The organism is Rhodoferax sp. U2-2l (assembly GCF_020594515.1).
GTDB lineage: Bacteria > Pseudomonadota > Gammaproteobacteria > Burkholderiales > Burkholderiaceae_C > Rhodoferax.
This window is the reverse complement of record NZ_JAJCTH010000029.1, coordinates 1-18,347: the sequence shown is the minus strand read 5'-3', so window position 1 is coordinate 18,347 and position 18,347 is coordinate 1. Positions and strand designations below refer to the sequence as shown.

Sequence of the window (18,347 nt, the reverse complement as noted above, 5' to 3'; positions counted from 1 at the left end):
CCGCCAGCGGGTCTTGCACAACCTCGCCCAGCGTGCCAAGACCATGGGGATGCAACTCGTGGCTACTGAAAATCCCGTTTGAAAACACCATGCAAATCAATCAGTTGTGTGGTGTTTCTTGAGAGCCACACAGGCACTGGTTATATCGGACACGCTCCCAGCCGACAAGCAAACGGCACTTTCTTAGAATCAAACCCTGTTCAACTCGTTTGGCGCTTGAAAGCGCCTGTTATGGAAATCTTCATACTTTTCGCGCTCATTGTCCTCAATGGTGTTTTTGCCATGTCAGAAATTGCGTTGGTCACAGCGCGCAAAGCCCGGCTCCAGCGACTGGTCGATGAGGGCGACAGTTCGGCCATTGCGGCCATCAAACTGGGCGAAGACCCGACCCGTTTTCTCTCCACCATTCAAATTGGCATCACGTCCATTGGCGTGCTCAACGGCATTGTGGGGGAGGCTGCGCTGGCACCGCCATTGGCGCAGTGGCTGGTGACCTGGGGCGTTGACGACCCTTACGCGTCCTACGGCGCCACGGGCCTGGTGGTGGTGTTGATCACCTACTTTTCCATTGTCCTGGGTGAGCTGGTGCCCAAACGGCTGGGCCAGTCCAACCCTGAAGCGGTGGCCAGATTGGTTGCCAAACCGATCAACTTTCTGGCCATGGCCACCCAACCGTTTGTGCGGCTGTTGTCAGGCTCCACCAAAGGCTTGTTGCGCCTGATGGGCGTGAAGGAAAACGCGGGCTCCAGTGTGACCGAAGCAGAAATCCACGCGGTGCTGGCCGAAGGCACCAGCGCCGGGGTGATCGAGTCCCATGAACACACCATGGTTCGCAACGTTTTCCTGCTCGATGACCGCCAACTCAGTTCGTTGATGGTGCCGCGCGGGGATGTGGTGGTGCTGGACATCCACCAGCCGTTTGAGGACAACCTGAAACTGATCGACAGTGCGGACCATGCCCGTTTTCCGGTGGTCAACGGCAGTCTGGACGACATTCTGGGCATCATCAATGCGCGCCAGTTGCTGTCGCAAGTCGCGCACGGTGAGACACCGGACCTGCGACTCAAGTTGCAGGCGCCGCTGTACGTCCCGGAGACGCTCACCGGTATGGAGTTGCTGGACAACTTCCGCTCCTCGGACGTCCACATGGCCTTTGTGATTGACGAATACGGCCAGGTGCAAGGCATCGTCACGCTCAAGGACCTGATTGAAGCCATCACCGGTGAGTTCCAGCCGCGCAACCCGGCCACCTCCTGGGCGGTGCAGCGCGAAGACGGCTCTTGGTTGCTCGATGGCCACATCCCGGTGCCGGAGCTGAAAGACCGGCTGCAGCTCGACAGCGTTCCGGAAGAGGAGCGCGGCCGCTACCACACCCTCAGTGGCATGATGATGTTGCTCACCGGGCGGCTGCCCAAAGTTGCCGACACCATCGAGTGGCAAGGCTGGAAATTCGAGATTGTGGACATGGACGGCAAGACCATTGACAAAGTGCTGGCCACCAACCTGACTGCAAAAGCCACGGATTCAGACGCACAAAGCGTTACACGGTGACGCACGGCGCCGGGTTTTGTGCCAGGCAAGCAGACCTTTGGTGCAAAGTGTCTAACTCGCCTTGGTCACAGCCCGGTAACTGTGTGCGCCGGTCGATCAGAAGATCAGTTCCGCAATCGCCAGGCCCGTTGCCACCGACACGGCTGTGGCGACCAGGCCCGGGATCATGAACGAGTGGTTCAGCACGTAGCGGCCGATTTTGGTCGTGCCTGACAGGTCAAAGTTGATCGCCGCGATCAGCGAGCCGTAGGTCGGAATAAAAAAGTAGCCGTTGACCGCTGGAAACATGCCGATAAGAAACTGCGGCGGAATACCCAGAACCACACCCAGCGGCATCAGCGCCCGGGTGGTGGCGGCCTGGCTGTAGAGCAGCACCGACGCAAAAAACAGACCGAAGGCAAAGGTCCACGGCGCCACCTTGGCCCATTCACCAATGGCGGGAATGATCAGGTCTTTGTTGGCCGAGATGAAACTGTCGCCCAGCCAGGCCAGACCAAAAATGCCGATGACCGCCACCACACCCGCACGCAAGGTGGCGGTTTTGGGCACCTCGTCGACAGGCACCTTGGTCACCAGCAACATGATGGCGGCAATCGACATCATGATGATTTCAATCACGATGGGCATCGGCAGCGGACTCTTGGCACCGGGCAACTGCCGCAACGCGGGGAAGAACCCGAAAAGCACCACCAAGGCCACCCCCGTCAGAAAAACAAAAGCTGAGAGTTTCGCCGCAGGTTTGAGCGGCGGGCGATCAGCGGCCCGTTGCGGGGCGGGAATCTCGCCAGCAGCCAGACGCGCCTGGTATGCCTTGTCGTCTTTGAGGTTCTTGCCGATGAACATCGAGACGATGGCTGCGGCAACCACACCGATCAGGGTGGCGGGCACGCAGATCAGCAGGATCTCCCGCAGCCCCCACTCGCCCATGCCTTTTTCAGCGAACAGCCCGATCATGGCAGCGGTGGCTGCCGCCACCGGGCTGGCCGTGATCGCCTGTTGCGAGGCAATGGTGGCCACGGCCATGGGCCGCTCGGGCCGGATGCCGCTGCGGTGCGCGGTCTCGTAAATCACCGGCAGCAGCGGGTAAACAATGTGGCCGGTACCGGCGAGGAAGGTAAACGTCCAGGTGGTCAGCGGCGCCACGATGGTCACGTATTTGGGATTGGCGCGGATGATGCGCTCGGCAATACCCACCAGGAAGTCGATGCCCCCGGCCGCCTCCATGACCGAGGCGGCCATGATCACCGCCAGGATGATCAGCATCACGTCGATGGGCGGGGAGGTGGGGGTGATGCCAAAGGCGCCAATCAACACCATCAGGCCGACGGCACCCCACAAACCCAGGCCAATGCCTGAGGAACGCGCACCCATCCAGATGGCGGCCAGCACCACCATGAACTGCAACATGATCGATAAAGTCATTTTTTTTCTCCTTGTATTTTTTAGGCGGGCGCTAACCCGCCTTGTCCAACGTCACTGTTATCACTGTTCAAATTTGGGGCTGATCAAGTTTTCGAAAGAAAACACCTCGTCCCAGTGTTCCTGGGTCATCAGCTTGCGCTCATGGACCACGATGCTGTGCAGTGATTTGCCCGTCTCATACCCTTCGCGGGCAATCTCGGCACACTGTTTGTAGCCCAGCGACGGCTTGAGCACGGTGATGATGCCCAGCGAGTTGAGCACCATGTCACGGGTGTGTTCCGCATTGGCGGTGATGCCCTGGACGCAGTTCACGTTCAGGCTGTTGACCGCGTTCTCCATGGTGGAGATGGAGGTGAACAGCGCAAAGGTGATGACCGGCTCCATCACGTTCAACTGCAATTGGCCCGCCGAGGCAGCCAGCGTGACCGTCAGGTCCAGCCCGATGACCAGGAAGCTGGTCTGGTTGACCACCTCGGGAATCACTGGGTTGACCTTGCCCGGCATGATGGAGCTGCCTGGCTGCATCTGCGGCAGGTGGATCTCGTTGAAGCCACAGCGCGGGCCCGAGGCCAACAGCCGGATGTCGTTGCAGATTTTGGTGAGTTTGGAGGATGTGCGCTTGAGCACGCCTGACAGCAGCACGTAGGCGCCGGTGTCGGAGGTGGCTTCGATCAGGTCGCCCGCCAGGATAAAGGTGAGCCCGGTCAGCGTCGACAGGTGCTTGGTGGCCAGTTCCGGGTAGCCCGGGGCGGCCGTGACCGTGGTGCCGATGGCGGTGGCACCCAGGTTGATCTCATGCAGAAACTGCCGCACCTCGGCGATGCGCTGCACCTCTTCGCCCAAGGTGGTGCCCCAACCATGAAACTCCTGACCCAAGGACATCGGCACCGCATCCTGCAGATGGGTGCGACCCATTTTCAGGACCCCTTCAAACTCTTTGCCTTTGGCAAAGAAGGCTTCCTGCAGCCGCCGCAGTGCGTCCATGTAGCTCTCCAGCCGCAGGATCAGTGCCAGCCGGAAAGCGGTGGGGTAGACGTCGTTGGTGGATTGGCCAAAATTCACATGGTCATTGGGGCTGATGGTCTGGTACTCGCCTTTTGGGTGGCCCAAGTGTTCCAAGGCCAGGTTGGCAATCACCTCGTTCGCGTTCATATTGGTGGACGTGCCCGCGCCACCCTGGATGAAGTCGGTGACAAACTGGTCGGCCATTTCCCCGGCAATCAGGCGGTCGCAGGCCGCGGCAATGGCGTTGGCAATGTCAGCCTCCAGCACGCCCAGGTCCCGGTTGGCCAAGGCAGCGGCTTTTTTGACATAACCGAAGGCTTTGACAAAGTAGGGCTCGGTGGACATCGGGATGCCGGTGATGTGAAAGTTCTCTTTGCCGCGCAGGGTCTGCACGCCGTAATAAGCGCTCTCAGGCACTTGCTTTTCACCCAGAAAATCTTTTTCGGTTCGATAGTTCATGTGGTTCTCCAACGTTGTGAAAGCGATCCAGTCAACAGACGGGTCCCGTGCTCAATTTCTTCAAGACAGGCCACGGTGTGCCTGTGAACAGCGTAACTCAACGCGCCTCGAACCGCGCTTGGTGAAAACGCGCAGGCAGTGAACCCACGGTCAGAAAATCTTGTTGGCTGGGCCGTGTTATTTGAGTCAACAGTGACCCAAAAACGCCGCGGTGTCAACAAAAAACCCGCACAAGGCGGGTTTTTCAAGGGTGGGCACGGGGTGCGTGCCGCTCAGCCGGGGAGCGCCCGTGTTTACATCAGCGTCACTTCCACCCGGCGGGCTTCGGCGGCGGGGCCGTCGGCCTGGGTTTGTTCTGGTTTTTTCAGCTCGACCATGTCGGCAGCCACACCGGCGGCGGTGAGCAGCTCGCTCACGGCCAAAGCGCGTTGTTTGGCCAGTTCCGCGTTCATGACCGGGTCACCGCTGGCATCGTGGTAACCGCTGATGACGGCTTTTTTGCCGCCAGCCACACCTTTGACGATGTCCGCCAAGGCCTCTGCGCCACCCGCGGCCACCTCGGCCTTGCCGGAGGCAAAGTAGAACTTGACCACGCCGTTGTCGACCGTGACCGAGGCGCCGTCGGTCGCGGCGGCCGCCGGTACAGCGGCAGCAGGCGCCACCACGGCGGCCGGTTCGTGCGCTGCGGCAGGCACTTTGCCACCGTGGAACTGCATCATCACCGGCACGATCAAGAGCGCCACGATGTTGATGATCTTGATCAGCGGGTTCACGGCTGGGCCGGCGGTGTCTTTGTAGGGGTCGCCCACGGTGTCGCCGGTCACGGCGGCTTTGTGGGTTTCAGAGCCCTTGCCGCCGAAGTGGCCGTCTTCGATGTATTTCTTGGCGTTGTCCCAGGCGCCGCCGCCGGTACACATCGAGATGGCCACAAACAGGCCGGTCACGATGGTGCCCATCAGCAAGCCACCCAAAGCGGCCGGCCCCAGCAGCAGGCCGACCAGAATCGGCGCCACCACCGGCAGCAGCGATGGGATCATCATTTCCTTGATGGCGGCCGTGGTCAGCATGTCAACCGCTTTGCCGTATTCGGGCTTGGCGGTGCCTTCCATGATGCCCTTGATCTCGCGGAACTGGCGGCGCACTTCCACCACCACGCTACCGGCTGCGCGGCCCACCGCTTCCATCGCCATGGCACCAAACAGGTAAGGGATCAGGCCGCCGATGAACAAGCCGATGATGACCATCGGGTCGCTCAAATCAAAGGTGATGTGCTGGCCGTAGACATCGAGCTTGTGGGTGTAGTCGGCAAACAGCACCAGCGCAGCCAGGCCAGCCGAACCGATGGCGTAACCCTTGGTCACCGCCTTGGTGGTGTTGCCCACAGCGTCCAGCGGGTCGGTGATGTCGCGCACGCTGGCGGGCATCTCACTCATTTCGGCAATGCCACCGGCGTTGTCGGTGATGGGGCCGTAAGCGTCCAGCGCCACCACGATACCGGCCATGCTGAGCATGGAAGTGGCCGCAATGGCAATGCCGTACAGGCCAGCCAGCGTGTAAGCAGCGTAAATGGCCATGCAGACAAACAGCACCGGCCAGGCGGTGGAGCGCATCGACACACCCAGGCCGGCAATGATGTTGGTGCCGTGGCCGGTGGTGGAGGCTTCGGCAATGTGCTGCACCGGTTTGTATTGGGTGCCGGTGTAGTACTCGGTGATCCAGACCAGCACGCCGGTCAGCACCAGGCCCACGGTGCAGGCGCCAAACAGGCCGCCAGCGCTGATGACGCGGCCGTCAGCCAAGGTCAGTGCGGTGGGAAACAGGTTTTGGGTGACAAAGTAGAAGGCCACCAGCGACAAAACGCCAGCCACGGCCAGACCTTTGTACAAGGCCGGCATCACGTTTTTCATGCCAGGCGAGGCCTTGACAAAAAAACATCCGATGATGGAGGCCACGATCGATACCGCACCGAGTGCCAGCGGGTACATGATCGCGTTGTTGCCAGCACCGCTGATCATCAACGCGCCCAGCACCATGGTGGCGATCAGTGTCACCGCGTAGGTTTCAAACAGGTCAGCGGCCATACCGGCGCAGTCACCCACGTTGTCACCCACGTTGTCGGCAATCACCGCCGGGTTGCGCGGGTCATCTTCGGGGATACCGGCTTCCACTTTGCCCACCAGGTCGGCGCCCACGTCAGCGCCTTTGGTGAAAATGCCGCCGCCCAGACGGGCAAAAATCGAGATCAGCGAGGAGCCGAAAGCAAAACCGATCAGCGGGTTCAGCTGCGCAGCAGTCGCGGTGCCTTCAGGCACCAAAAACCAGTAAAAACCGGCCACACCCAGCAGCCCCAAGCCCACCACCAGCATGCCGGTGATGGCGCCGCCGCGGAAAGCCACGTCCAGCGCCGGGCCAATGCCTTTTGTGGCGGCTTGAGCTGTGCGTACATTGGCGCGCACCGACACGTTCATGCCAATGAAGCCGCAAGCGCCCGAGAGCACAGCCCCCACCACAAAACCGACCGCGCTCAAGGGGTCAAGGAAAATGGCGATCAGCACCGCCAGAACCACCCCCACCATCGCAATCGTCTTGTACTGGCGCGCCAGATAGGCAGCAGCCCCTGTTTGAATGGCGGCTGCAATTTCTTGCATGCGCGCGTTGCCAGCGTCCTGGGAAAGAATCCAGCTGCGGGCCCATGCCCCGTAACCGACGGCGATCAAGCCGCAAATAAGCGCCAGAATCAGCGCAGAGTTGCCTGTCATGTCAAAGTTCTCCTGAAGTTGCTTCGCGAGGAAGTGGTGCAACGCATTCGGCACCACCGCTGCGTTGCTTCCTCGCCCCCAAACACCGCGGGGGTGTTCCTGGTGGCGGTTGGCCAACGCGCAGACTGTAACGCCAAAAATCGCGTTTTTTGTGACTCGCAAGTGGCGCGTCAGTAAAATCAGACTTAATCCGGGCTGTCCCTGATTTGACCTCAAACAACCTCAACAGCACATACACACCATGTCACTACATAACGTCAGCCCTGGCAAAAATGTTCCCGAGCAATTCAACGTGATCATCGAAATTCCGATGAATGCCGACCCGGTGAAGTACGAGGTGGACCACGAGACCCACGCCATTTTTGTGGATCGTTTCATGAGCACGGCCATGCACTACCCCACCAACTACGGGTACGTGCCGCAAACCATCAGTGGTGACGGTGACCCGGTGGATGTGCTGGTGATCACCCCCGTGCCGCTGATTCCCGGCGTGGTAGTGACCTGCCGCGCCATCGGCATCCTGATGATGGAAGACGAAGCCGGCATGGATGGCAAGGTGCTGGCGGTGCCGATCGACAAGATTTTGTCGCTCTACACCCGCTGGAAGAGGCCGGAAGACCTGCAGCCGCTGCGTCTGAAGACCATTGCCCACTTCTTCGAGCACTATAAAGATCTGGAAGATGGCAAATGGGTCAAAATTCTGGGCTGGGAAGGCCCCGAGGCCGCTCACAAGGAAATTCTGGACGGCATCGCCAATTACAAGAATTTTGAAAACAAGTAGGAGACCAGTCAGCACTGGCCTTGACAAACAGGGCTGGAAGTGATGACCGTGATCTTCTTCAGGCGTCTGCATGTGGTGACACGGCAGGCGCTTTTTGTTGTTGGCCAGGTGGGTGGGTGCTGGGCGGCGGATGTGCCTGAGTGCCGGGCTTAACACGCCGACAGGTTGTTGAACGGACGAGGAAACCTCATGAAATTGTTGCGCTACGGCCCGGCAGGCCAGGAAAAGCCCGGTGTGCTCGACGCTTCAGGCTGCGTGCGGGACTTGAGTTCGGAGGTCACGGACATCGCTGGGGCCGCGCTGTCGCCCGCGAGCCTGGCGCGCTTGCGCGGGCTGGACCTGAGTAGCCTGCCGTTGGTGCCCGGTGTGCCGCAGCAAGACCTGCGGCTGGGGCCGTGTGTGGCCCAGGTGGGCAAATGCATCTGTATCGGCCTGAACTACGCCGACCATGCGTTGGAGTCCGGCATGCCGGTGCCGCCCGAACCCGTGGTGTTCAACAAATGGACCAGCGCCATCGTTGGCCCCGATGACGCGGTGGAAATCCCGCGTGGCTCGCTCAAGACCGACTGGGAGGTGGAGCTGGCGGTGGTGATCGGGCAGGGCGGGCGTTACATTGACGAGATCAATGCCATGCGTCACGTGGCGGGTTATTGCGTGATGAACGATGTATCCGAGCGTGACTACCAGCTCAACCGCAGCGGCACCTGGGACAAAGGCAAGGGCTGCGACACCTTCGGCCCGTTGGGGCCTTGGCTGGTCACGGTCGATGAGGTGCCTGATCCGCAGGCGCTATCACTGTGGTTGGAAGTGGATGGCCATCGCTACCAAAACGGCAGCACAGCCACCATGGTCTACCGGGTGCCGTTCCTGATCAGCTACTTGAGCCGGTTCATGAGTTTGCAGAGCGGCGATGTGATCTCCACCGGCACCCCGCCGGGTGTGGGCATGGGGCAAAAGCCGCCGGTGTTTCTGCGCGCCGGGCAAACCATGCGGCTGAGTGTGGCGGGGCTGGGGGTGCAGACGCAGCGGGTTGTGTCGGCTTGAGTGATTTCACTTGAACTGCGAAAACCGGTGTTTGGTGATGATGGTGCTGTTGGTGCGCGAGGGCGGGTACGGCCGGGGGCCTCATACTGTCAAAGGCCCAGAAATCGGCCCCCGGCCATACCCGCCCCGGCTTGGACGATGGCAGTGGTTTGCAAAAGTGGGATACCGGAAACCTGATCTTTGCCTGAGTTGATGGTTGCTTCGTTTTTTTGCATCCGGTTTTTTGGTCTTTAAACCCTCGCCATCCAAAAGCATGTTCTGCCCCCGTGCCACCAACGAACGGTCGCCCTTCAAGTGGTTGTGGCTTTGAACGGGCTGTGCCGCTCCAACTCACCCACATACTGCCCGATGCCTTCGCGCTCCTGCGTCAAGAAGTTGTCCACCGCTGCAAAAAACTGCGGGTGCGCCAGCCAGTGAGCGCTGGTGGTGGTGACCGGCAGCAGGGCGCGCGCCAGCTTGTGTTCCCCCTGTGCGCCACCTTCAAAACGCTGGTAACCGTGCGCGATGCACCACTGCAACGGCTGGTAATAGCACGCCTCAAAGTGCAAACAATCCACCCGCTTGAGCGCACCCCAATAACGGCCATAGGCCACGCGCCCGGTGACACCGCGGCCCACGGTGGCGCTTGTCCCAGCACCCCCAGAATTGCCTGACGGGGCCGTGCGTTCAACGCCATTTTGTGCGCCAGACTTCATACAACTGGCGTTGATGGCGAGCAAACTCGCTGCAATCGGCTCGCCATGTTGCTCGGCGATGAACAGCACCCAGTCCTCGGGCATGTCGGTGGCCATGCCGGCGTAAAAGGCGCGGTTGAAATACGGCGGGTTGCCGTGCTCCAGGTAGGTGCGCTCATAACAGCGGTAGAAAAAGTCCCAGTCCGCCTGGGTGATGGCGGCGCCTTCCAAAACCCGAAAAGTCACGCCAGCATCGGCCACCTTGCGCCGCTCCTGGCGGATTTTTTTGCGTTTTTCCTGCGACAGGCTGGCCAGAAAGTTGTCAAAACTGGCGTAACCGGGCTGTGAATTGGACCAGTGAAATTGGACCGTGTGGCGCAACAGCATGCCCGCCTGGGTCAGCGCGGCCACATCGTCTTCACTGGCAAACAGGGCGTGCAAACCGGTCAGATGATTGGCAGCGCACCAGTCCATCATGGTGAGCACCAGCCCCAGGCGATCTTCTGGCGTGCTGGCCAGCAGCCGGCTGCCCGGCACCGGGATGAAGGGCACGGCGCACACTGCTTTCGGGTGGTAGCTCAGGCCATGCTGGTGGTAAGCGCGCGCCCAGCCCCAGTCAAAGACAAATTCACCGCCCGAGTGTGACTTGATGTAGATGACACACGCCGCCGTCAACAGACCGCGGCGCTCCAGCAAAAAAAACCGTGGCGTCCAGCCGGTGGCGGCGGTGGCACAACCGGTGGTGTGCAGGGCGCTCAGAAACGCGTGGCGCATGAAGGGGGTCGGTGCGCTTTGCTTCAGGAGCAGCGCATCCCACGCGGCAGCATCCACCTGCGAGGGTGAGTCCACCACCCGAATGACATAATCATTTGCGACAGACACCTGTTCTTTTTCCATCATTGCATCGACCTTTTCATGACGCTCAAACTCTGCATTGCCCAACTCAACCTGGTGGTGGGTGATCTGGCTGGTAACTCGCAAAAAATCATTCAGGCGGCACAAGACGCCTACCAACAAGGCGCGCGCCTGGTGCTCACGCCCGAGCTGTCCATCTGTGGCTACGCCGCTGAAGACCTGTTTCTGCGCGCCGCCTTCATTACCGCCTGTGATGATGCCGTGAAAGCGGTGGCCGCTGCGCTGGCCCCGTTGAAAGACCTCGCGGTGGTGGTGGGCCACCCGATGGGGGGCGACAGCCGCACCAAATCGGTGGCGGTGCAGCAGCGCTTCAACGCCGCCAGTGTGCTGCGCGAGGGGCAGGTCGTCGCCACCTATGCCAAGCGTGAGCTGCCCAATTACCAGGTGTTCGATGAGCGCCGGTATTTCACGCCGGGGCAGGGTGTGTGTGTGTTTGAGGCCGGGGAGGCGGGCAGCACGGTCAAGGTGGGCCTGTTGATTTGCGAAGACGCCTGGTTCGAGGCGCCAGCGCGCCAGACGCGTGATGCTGGTGCCGAGTTGCTGGCGGTGATCAACGCCTCGCCCTTTCATGTGGGCAAGGGCCTGGAGCGCGAGTTGATGATGCGCGAGCGGGTGCGCGACTGCGGTTTGCCGCTGGTCTACGCGCACCTGGTGGGTGGGCAGGACGAGGTGGTGTTTGAGGGGCATTCGTTTGCCCTGAATGCGGACGGTTCGCTGGCCGCACGTGCCCCAAGTTTTCAAGAAGATGGTCTTCTGGTCCAAATAGACGCAACGCAGGGCGGGCTCACAATTTCATCAACGATCGCGCCGGAACGCACCCCCGATGAAGACCTGTGGGGCGCGCTGGTGCTGGGTGTGCGCGACTACATCACGAAAAACGGTTTCCCCTCGGTGCTGCTGGGCCTGTCGGGCGGCATTGACTCGGCCCTGGTGCTGGCGATTGCGGTGGACGCGCTGGGCAAGGACCGGGTGCGCGCGGTGATGATGCCCTCGCCTTATACCGCCGACATCAGCTGGATCGACGCGCGCGAGATGGCCAGGCGCCTGGGTGTGCGTTACGACGAGTTGTCCATCGTGCCCGAGTTCGAGGCCTTCAAGGCCACGTTGGCCGGTGAATTCAAGGGCTTGGCCGAGGACACCACCGAAGAAAACATCCAGGCCCGCATCCGTGGCACGCTGCTGATGGCTTTGAGTAACAAGTTCGGCAGCATTGTGTTGACCACCGGTAACAAGAGCGAGATGGCCACTGGTTACTGCACCCTGTATGGCGACATGGCCGGGGGTTTTGCGGTGATCAAGGACCTGGCCAAGACCACGGTGTTCCGCATGGCGCGCTGGCGCAATGCCCACGACCCGTATGGCACCGGGTTTGACCCGATCCCCGAGCGCATCATCACCCGCCCGCCGAGTGCCGAGTTGCGCCCGGATCAGACCGACCAGGACAGTCTGCCGCCTTATGAGGTGCTGGACGCGATCCTGGAGCGTTACATGGAAAACGACCAGAGCATCGAGGCCATCATCGCCGCCGGGTTCGAGCGTGCCGACGTGGAGCGGGTCACGCGCCTGATCAAGATCAACGAGTACAAACGGCGCCAGTCGCCGGTGGGCATCCGGGTGACCCACCGCAGTTTTGGCAAGGACTGGCGTTACCCCATCACCAACCGGTTTCGCGCCTGAGGCTGGGTGGCGGCATCATGCACAATCAAGGTGCATGCTTGCCGCGCAGCGGCTGAGCCAAGATTTCCACTGACTATTGACCAATAAGGATTGCCATGAAACAAATTACCGCCATCATCAAACCCTTCAAACTCGAAGAGGTGCGTGAAGGTTTGGCCGAATGTGGCGTGACCGGCCTGACCGTGACCGAGGTGAAAGGGTTTGGCCGCCAAAAGGGGCACACCGAGCTGTACCGTGGCGCGGAATATGTGGTCGATTTCCTGCCCAAGGTCAAGGTCGAAGTGGTGGTGAAAAGCGACAACGTGGAGCGCTGTGTGGATGCCATCGTCAAGGCCGCCTACACCGGCAAGATTGGTGATGGCAAAATTTTTGTCACGCCGGTCGAGCGCGTGGTGCGTATCCGCACCGGTGAGCTGGATCAGTCCGCGATCTGACAAGCCCCAGGCTGCGCGCCCATCGCCGCGCGGGAGTCACTTCTTTTTCTTGGGTGCCACGGTGATCAACTGGGTGCCCGCCAGCGCGTCATGCCAGAACTGTCGACGTGGGTGAAAGCGGCTCAGCACCGCCCATACCGCCACCCAGCCCAGGGTGATCACGGTGGATTCGCCGCCTGACAGTTCAAACCACCAGGACGCCATCAGCGGTGGTAGCAGCCACAGCCAACTCCACAGGTACCGGATCAGCGCGCGGCCCTGCGTCAAGGTCTGGCCTTGCAGGTCCACCACGCGGATGTGCCAGGTTTTCATGGCCAGGGTTTGGCCGCGTGACCACAACCAGCCAAAGTAAATGCCAAACACCACAAAAATGAACGCCTGCAACGCGTGGCGGTTGTCCATGGCGTTTTTGGTCTGGCTCAAGGCGCTGAACAAGTACCCGGCAATGAACACCACCCCAAACAGCAGGATGCCCTCATACAGCCAGCATGACATGCGCCGCAACAGGCTGGGGGTCTCGAAGCTCGTCATGGGAGAGGGGGAACCGGTGGAGGAGGTAGTCATGGCAGGCTGGCAAGGGGCAAACAAGGCACCGCGGTGCTTCGCGGGTCGCTGACTTTACTTGATTTTTTATCGCTGTGACCTTGGCCGTCAGCGCGGTGCGATAATGGGCATTGCAAATTAAAGCAAACGGGTCAAAGTCTGGCGAATTATTCATAACGCCTATGGCTTTGGTCCTAAGTTTCAATGCAACGCCACAAGTGTTTGCAAAGAAGCACCCAAGGTTTTTCGTCAGAGAAATTCACAAAGGTTCATCATGGAAATATCCAAAGCCGAAACCAGTTCGGTGTCCAACACATCCGCCGTCGCCCACAGCAAGCCCGCCCATGACACGGGGGTGCAAGAGTTGCGCGGTGCAGAAATCCTGATCAAGGCCCTGCAGGCCGAAAACGTCAAGTACGTCTGGGGTTACCCGGGCGGCGCTGTGCTGCACATTTATGACGCCGTTTTCAAGCAGGACACCATCCAGCACATTTTGGTGCGACACGAGCAGGCTGCCGTGCACGCGGCCGATGGCTATGCCCGCGCCACCGGTGATGTGGGTGTGGCGCTGGTCACGTCTGGCCCCGGTGCCACCAACGCGGTCACCGGCATTGCCACGGCGTACATGGACAGCATCCCGATGGTGATCATCAGCGGCCAGGTGCCTACCGCAGCCATCGGCATGGATGCTTTCCAGGAATGTGACATGGTGGGCATCACCCGCCCGGTGGTCAAACACAACTTTCTGGTCAAAGACGCGCGTGACATGGCTGAGACCCTGAAGAAAGCCTTTCACATCGCGCGCAGCGGTCGCCCGGGTCCGGTGGTGGTGGATATTCCCAAAGATGTGTCCTTCAAGAAGGTGCCTTACCACGGTTACCCTGACAAGGTGGAAATGCGCTCGTACAACCCGGTGCGCAAAGGTCACGGCGGCCAGATCCGCAAGGCCCTGCAACTGCTGTTGGCAGCCAAACGCCCTTACATCTACACGGGCGGCGGTGTGTTGCTGAGCAATGCCTCCAACGAGCTGCGCCAGTTGGTCGATATGCTGGGCTACCCGGTGACGAACACGCTGATGGGGCTGGGCGCCTACCCGGCCAGCGACCGCAAGTTTCTGGGCATGCTGGGCATGCACGGCACGCTGGAAGCCAACAGCGCCATGCAGAACTGCGACGTGTTGTTGGCCGTGGGTGCGCGGTTTGATGATCGGGTGATCGGTAATCCCAAACACTTTGCGCAGAACGAGCGCAAGATCATTCACATCGACATTGACCCGTCAAGCATCTCCAAGCGGGTGCGGGTCGATATCCCGATCGTCGGCGACGTGAAAGAAGTGCTCAACGAACTGATCGCCATGATCAAGGAAAGCACGGTCAAGCCTGATGCGCACGCGCTCGGCGCCTGGTGGGACACGATCGAGGGCTGGCGCAAACGCGATTGCCTCAAATATGACCACGGCACCAATGACGTGATCAAGCCCCAGTATGTGGTGGAAACGCTTTGGAACATGACCAAAGACGCCGACACCTACATCACTTCGGACGTGGGCCAGCACCAGATGTGGGCTGCGCAGTACTACCGCTTTGACGAACCACGGCGCTGGATCAACTCGGGCGGTCTGGGCACCATGGGTGTGGGCATTCCGTACGCCATGGGCATCAAACTGGCCAAGCCCGAGAGCGAGGTGTTTTGCATCACCGGGGAAGGCTCGGTACAAATGTGTATCCAGGAGCTGTCCACCTGCCTGCAGTACAACACACCGATCAAGATCTGTTCGCTGAACAACCGTTACCTGGGCATGGTGCGCCAATGGCAAGAGATTGAATACTCGGGCCGCTACAGCCACAGCTACATGGACGCACTGCCCAATTTTGTCAAACTGGCTGAGGCCTACGGTCACGTCGGCATGCTGATTGAGCGCGCCTCGGACGTTGAAGGCGCCCTGCGCGAAGCCCGCAAGCTGAAGGACCGTACGGTGTTCATGGACTTCCGCACCGACCCGACCGAAAACGTGTTCCCGATGGTGCGCGCAGGCAACGGCATCACCGAGATGCTGATGAGCTCCGAAGACCTGTAATTCACCCACCATTTATTCAACCTACTCAGAACAAATCTATTGCTCGCCGAGTCCTGCGGTTACCGCTGCAGGAGGAGGGCGGCGACAGTGCAAGCTGTTGCGTTGGCGAAAAGAGGCGTCATTCACTATGAAACATATCATTGCTGTTTTGCTGGAAAACGAAGCCGGGGCGCTGTCCCGCGTGGTGGGTTTGTTTTCTGCCCGGGGCTATAACATTGAGTCGCTGACCGTGGCGCCCACCGAAGACCCCAGTCTGTCGCGCATGACCATTCAAACGGCGGGTTCCGAAGAGGTGATCGAACAAATCACCAAACATCTGAACCGCCTGATTGAAGTGGTCAAGGTGGTTGACCTGACCGAAGGTGCCTACACCGAGCGCGAGTTGATGATGGTCAAAGTGCGCGCCGTGGGCAAGGAACGCGAAGAGATGAAGCGCATGGCCGATATCTTTCGCGGTCGCATCATCGATGTGACCGAGAAGAGTTACACGATTGAGTTGACGGGCGACCAATCCAAGAACGACGCGTTTTTGAGCGCCATTGAAAGTGGTGCGATTTTGGAAACCGTGCGAACCGGCGCCAGCGGTATTGGCCGCGGCGAGCGGATCTTGCGTGTTTAGTTGGTTGGGGGCGGCGCGAAACAGCTGTCCCGCAAGTTTTAGTTAGTTGGGGATAGAGCAAATTTGCAGCGCAAATCTTGGTCTGTCCCGCAAAGTTATTAATTTTTACAACGGAGAGAGTGATGAAAGTTTTTTACGATAAAGATTGTGACCTGAGCCTGATCAAGGGCAAAACCGTTGCCATCATCGGTTACGGCAGCCAAGGTCATGCCCACGCCCAGAATTTGAACGACAGCGGCGTGAAGGTCGTGGTGGGTCTGCGCAAAGGTGGTGCTTCTTGGGACAAGGTTGGCAAGGCCGGCCTGACCGTCATGGAAGTCAACGACGCGGTCAAAGCGGCTGACGTGGTCATGATCCTGTTGCCTGATGAGCAAATCGCCGAGGTCTACACCAACAATGTGGCGCCCAACATCAAAGCCGGTGCCTCGCTGGTGTTTGCCCACGGTTTCAATGTGCACTACAACCAGGTCGTGCCCCGTGCTGATCTGGATGTCTGGATGGTGGCGCCCAAAGCGCCTGGCCACACAGTGCGCAACACCTACACCCAGGGTGGCGGCGTTCCCCACCTGATCGCTGTGCACCAGGACAAGTCTGGCAAAGCCCGTGACCTGGCCCTGAGCTACGCGATGGCCAACGGTGGTGGCAAGGCTGGCATCATCGAGACCAACTTCAAGGAAGAGACCGAAACCGATCTGTTCGGCGAACAGGCCGTGTTGTGTGGTGGTGCGGTGGAACTGATCAAGATGGGTTATGAGACCCTGGTCGAAGCCGGTTACGCCCCCGAAATGGCTTATTTCGAGTGCTTGCACGAGCTGAAACTGATCGTTGACCTGATTTATGAAGGCGGCATCGCCAACATGAACTACTCGATCTCCAACAATGCCGAATACGGCGAGTACGTGACTGGCCCCGAAGTCATCAACGCCCAAAGCCGTGAAGCCATGCGCAACGCCTTGAAGCGCATCCAGAATGGTGAGTACGCCAAGATGTTCATCCAGGAAGGGCGCCTCAACTACCCGAGCATGACGGCGCGCCGTCGTAACACCGCTGATCACCAGATCGAAGTGGTGGGTGCACAATTGCGTGCCATGATGCCCTGGATTGCCAAAAACAAGCTGGTGGACCAAACCCGCAATTGATAGCGGTGTGATCACGACAAAGGCCACCTCGGTGGCCTTTTGTTATTATGGAACGACATAAAAAGGCCGCAGGAATGGATGACCGCCACAACTCTGATTTAACTGAACTCGAAGCGCCGCTCAAAAAGCGTCGCAAGGGTATCTATGTTTTGCCCAATCTCTTCACTCTGGCTGCACTGTTTGGTGGTTTTTATGCCATTGTGATGGCCATCAATGGTCGTTTTGACTTGGCGGCCATTGGCGTGTTTTGCGCCATGATTCTGGACAGCCTGGATGGCCGCGTGGCCCGCATGACCAACACGCAAAGTGCTTTTGGTGAGCAGATGGACTCTTTGTCCGACATGGTGTCGTTCGGCGCAGCGCCGGCGTTGATCAGTTATGTCTGGGCGCTCAAGGGCCTGGGCCGTTGGGGTTGGTTGGCGGCCTTCGTCTACTGCGCTTGCGCCGCATTGCGACTGGCTCGTTTTAACGTCAACACTGCGGTGGTGGACAAACGCTATTTTCAGGGTTTGCCTTCCCCCGCTGCGGCGGCATTGCTGGCAGGGCTGATCTGGGTGGCCACCGATCTGGGGGTGTCTGGTGCCAGCCTGGCCTGGCCCATGTTTGCCTTGGCGCTCTACGCCGGCTTGACGATGGTGACCAATGTGCCGTTTTACAGTTTCAAGGATGTCCGGATGAAGCGTAGCGTGCCATTCGTGGTGATCGTGCTGATCGCCATTGGCATTGCGCTGATCAACATTGATCCACCCACCGTGCTGTTCGGTATTTTTGTTGTCTACGGATTCAGCGGTTATGTGGTTTACTTTTGGCGCAAGACCAAAGGCATCCCGACCAGTGTGATCAGCACATCGACCGAAGAACCGGACGAGCGCGGTCTGCACGACTAGCACCCTGTTCAAGCCTGCCGGTTGGTATCTTTCGCGATAAGGCCTGTGGTACATTGCAACCATGCAAATGCTATCTCTAGCCCTACTAATGACACCCTACGGGTGGCGTTTTAGCGCGTGATGGCACCAACCCCAAAAAGCCCGTATGCCATCCGCAGCGGGCTTTTTTGTTGGTATGAACATATTCTGTTTGCGGATTCATTGAGAACTCAGGAGTGAGAACATGACGGATAAGTTAGCGAAGTAATCGGCCCGCCTGCGCCGCAAATCGTTCCGAAGAAACACGTGGCGCGGGCGTTGCAAATGTGGCAAGGTGGAGCGTGGCACAGGCAAAGACCGGTGTAGCAATGGTGCATATTGC

General features: G+C 59.6%; 14 protein-coding genes. 9 read left to right on the top strand and 5 right to left on the bottom strand.

Features of this window, described 5'->3' with window-relative positions; genetic code table 11:
* The first annotated feature begins 231 nt into the window (after positions 1-231).
* Positions 232-1,551 carry a hemolysin family protein gene (locus LHU53_RS19220; RefSeq protein ID WP_227334394.1) on the top strand — a complete coding sequence of 440 codons (1,320 nt, stop codon included), beginning with the start codon at positions 232-234 and terminating at the stop codon, positions 1,549-1,551.
* A gap of 96 nt (positions 1,552-1,647) precedes the next feature.
* On the opposite strand, the gene LHU53_RS19215 is transcribed toward LHU53_RS19220, so the two are convergent.
* The 3 genes from LHU53_RS19215 to LHU53_RS19205 form a co-directional block, all read right to left on the bottom strand.
* Positions 1,648-2,973 carry an anaerobic C4-dicarboxylate transporter family protein gene (locus LHU53_RS19215; RefSeq protein ID WP_227334393.1) on the bottom strand — a complete coding sequence of 442 codons (1,326 nt, stop codon included), beginning with the start codon at positions 2,971-2,973 and terminating at the stop codon, positions 1,648-1,650.
* Positions 2,974-3,033: 60 nt separating this feature from the next.
* A complete protein-coding gene (locus LHU53_RS19210; protein WP_227334392.1) occupies positions 3,034-4,437 on the bottom strand; it encodes an aspartate ammonia-lyase in 1,404 nt (467 codons plus the stop codon).
* Between the two features lie 293 nt (positions 4,438-4,730).
* Positions 4,731-7,196 (bottom strand): sodium-translocating pyrophosphatase, encoded by a 2,466-nt coding sequence (locus tag LHU53_RS19205; RefSeq protein ID WP_227334391.1) that lies wholly within the window; start codon positions 7,194-7,196, stop codon positions 4,731-4,733.
* A gap of 241 nt (positions 7,197-7,437) precedes the next feature.
* Between LHU53_RS19205 and ppa the strand changes: the two genes are divergently transcribed.
* A complete protein-coding gene (gene ppa / locus LHU53_RS19200; RefSeq protein ID WP_227334390.1) occupies positions 7,438-7,977 on the top strand; it encodes an inorganic diphosphatase in 540 nt (179 codons plus the stop codon).
* Positions 7,978-8,166: 189 nt separating this feature from the next.
* The gene (locus LHU53_RS19195) at positions 8,167-9,021 is read left to right on the top strand and encodes a fumarylacetoacetate hydrolase family protein (protein WP_227334389.1); all 855 of its coding nucleotides are present in this window, start codon (positions 8,167-8,169) and stop codon (positions 9,019-9,021) included.
* Positions 9,022-9,311: 290 nt separating this feature from the next.
* Here LHU53_RS19195 and LHU53_RS19190 read toward each other — a convergent pair whose 3' ends face one another.
* A complete protein-coding gene (locus LHU53_RS19190; RefSeq protein ID WP_227334388.1) occupies positions 9,312-10,592 on the bottom strand; it encodes a GNAT family N-acetyltransferase in 1,281 nt (426 codons plus the stop codon).
* Between the two features lie 18 nt (positions 10,593-10,610).
* On the opposite strand from LHU53_RS19190, the gene LHU53_RS19185 reads away from it, so the two are divergent.
* Positions 10,611-12,287 carry an NAD+ synthase gene (locus LHU53_RS19185; RefSeq protein WP_227334387.1) on the top strand — a complete coding sequence of 559 codons (1,677 nt, stop codon included), beginning with the start codon at positions 10,611-10,613 and terminating at the stop codon, positions 12,285-12,287.
* A gap of 95 nt (positions 12,288-12,382) precedes the next feature.
* Positions 12,383-12,721: a P-II family nitrogen regulator gene (locus LHU53_RS19180; protein ID WP_227334386.1), complete on the top strand. Its 339-nt coding sequence runs from the start codon at positions 12,383-12,385 to the stop codon at positions 12,719-12,721.
* A gap of 36 nt (positions 12,722-12,757) precedes the next feature.
* Here LHU53_RS19180 and LHU53_RS19175 read toward each other — a convergent pair whose 3' ends face one another.
* Positions 12,758-13,285 carry an RDD family protein gene (locus tag LHU53_RS19175; RefSeq protein ID WP_370632353.1) on the bottom strand — a complete coding sequence of 176 codons (528 nt, stop codon included), beginning with the start codon at positions 13,283-13,285 and terminating at the stop codon, positions 12,758-12,760.
* A 253-nt stretch (positions 13,286-13,538) separates the two neighbouring features.
* Here LHU53_RS19175 and LHU53_RS19170 point away from each other — a divergent pair, with 253 nt between their 5' ends.
* The 4 genes from LHU53_RS19170 (at position 13,539) to pssA (ending at position 17,986) form a co-directional block, all read left to right on the top strand.
* A complete protein-coding gene (locus LHU53_RS19170; protein ID WP_227334385.1) occupies positions 13,539-15,341 on the top strand; it encodes an acetolactate synthase 3 catalytic subunit in 1,803 nt (600 codons plus the stop codon).
* Positions 15,342-15,468: 127 nt separating this feature from the next.
* The gene (gene ilvN, locus LHU53_RS19165) at positions 15,469-15,960 is read left to right on the top strand and encodes an acetolactate synthase small subunit (RefSeq protein ID WP_078365766.1); all 492 of its coding nucleotides are present in this window, start codon (positions 15,469-15,471) and stop codon (positions 15,958-15,960) included.
* Between the two features lie 122 nt (positions 15,961-16,082).
* Positions 16,083-17,099 (top strand): ketol-acid reductoisomerase, encoded by a 1,017-nt coding sequence (gene ilvC, locus LHU53_RS19160; RefSeq protein WP_227334384.1) that lies wholly within the window; start codon positions 16,083-16,085, stop codon positions 17,097-17,099.
* A 74-nt stretch (positions 17,100-17,173) separates the two neighbouring features.
* Positions 17,174-17,986 carry a CDP-diacylglycerol--serine O-phosphatidyltransferase gene (gene pssA / locus LHU53_RS19155; RefSeq protein WP_227334383.1) on the top strand — a complete coding sequence of 271 codons (813 nt, stop codon included), beginning with the start codon at positions 17,174-17,176 and terminating at the stop codon, positions 17,984-17,986.
* Positions 17,987-18,347: the final 361 nt, after the last annotated feature.

Bases quoted from the DNA above. Each gene is read 5' to 3' on its own strand.
- LHU53_RS19220 (WP_227334394.1), top strand. From the start codon at position 232: ATGGAAATCTTCATACTTTTCGCGCTCATTGTCCTCAATGGTGTTTTT.
- LHU53_RS19215 (WP_227334393.1), bottom strand. From the start codon at position 2,973: ATGACTTTATCGATCATGTTGCAGTTCATGGTGGTGCTGGCCGCCATC.
- LHU53_RS19210 (WP_227334392.1), bottom strand. From the start codon at position 4,437: ATGAACTATCGAACCGAAAAAGATTTTCTGGGTGAAAAGCAAGTGCCT.
- LHU53_RS19205 (WP_227334391.1), bottom strand. From the start codon at position 7,196: ATGACAGGCAACTCTGCGCTGATTCTGGCGCTTATTTGCGGCTTGATC.
- ppa (WP_227334390.1), top strand. From the start codon at position 7,438: ATGTCACTACATAACGTCAGCCCTGGCAAAAATGTTCCCGAGCAATTC.
- LHU53_RS19195 (WP_227334389.1), top strand. From the start codon at position 8,167: ATGAAATTGTTGCGCTACGGCCCGGCAGGCCAGGAAAAGCCCGGTGTG.
- LHU53_RS19190 (WP_227334388.1), bottom strand. From the start codon at position 10,592: ATGGAAAAAGAACAGGTGTCTGTCGCAAATGATTATGTCATTCGGGTG.
- LHU53_RS19185 (WP_227334387.1), top strand. From the start codon at position 10,611: ATGACGCTCAAACTCTGCATTGCCCAACTCAACCTGGTGGTGGGTGAT.
- LHU53_RS19180 (WP_227334386.1), top strand. From the start codon at position 12,383: ATGAAACAAATTACCGCCATCATCAAACCCTTCAAACTCGAAGAGGTG.
- LHU53_RS19175 (WP_370632353.1), bottom strand. From the start codon at position 13,285: ATGACTACCTCCTCCACCGGTTCCCCCTCTCCCATGACGAGCTTCGAG.
- LHU53_RS19170 (WP_227334385.1), top strand. From the start codon at position 13,539: ATGGAAATATCCAAAGCCGAAACCAGTTCGGTGTCCAACACATCCGCC.
- ilvN (WP_078365766.1), top strand. From the start codon at position 15,469: ATGAAACATATCATTGCTGTTTTGCTGGAAAACGAAGCCGGGGCGCTG.
- ilvC (WP_227334384.1), top strand. From the start codon at position 16,083: ATGAAAGTTTTTTACGATAAAGATTGTGACCTGAGCCTGATCAAGGGC.
- pssA (WP_227334383.1), top strand. From the start codon at position 17,174: ATGGATGACCGCCACAACTCTGATTTAACTGAACTCGAAGCGCCGCTC.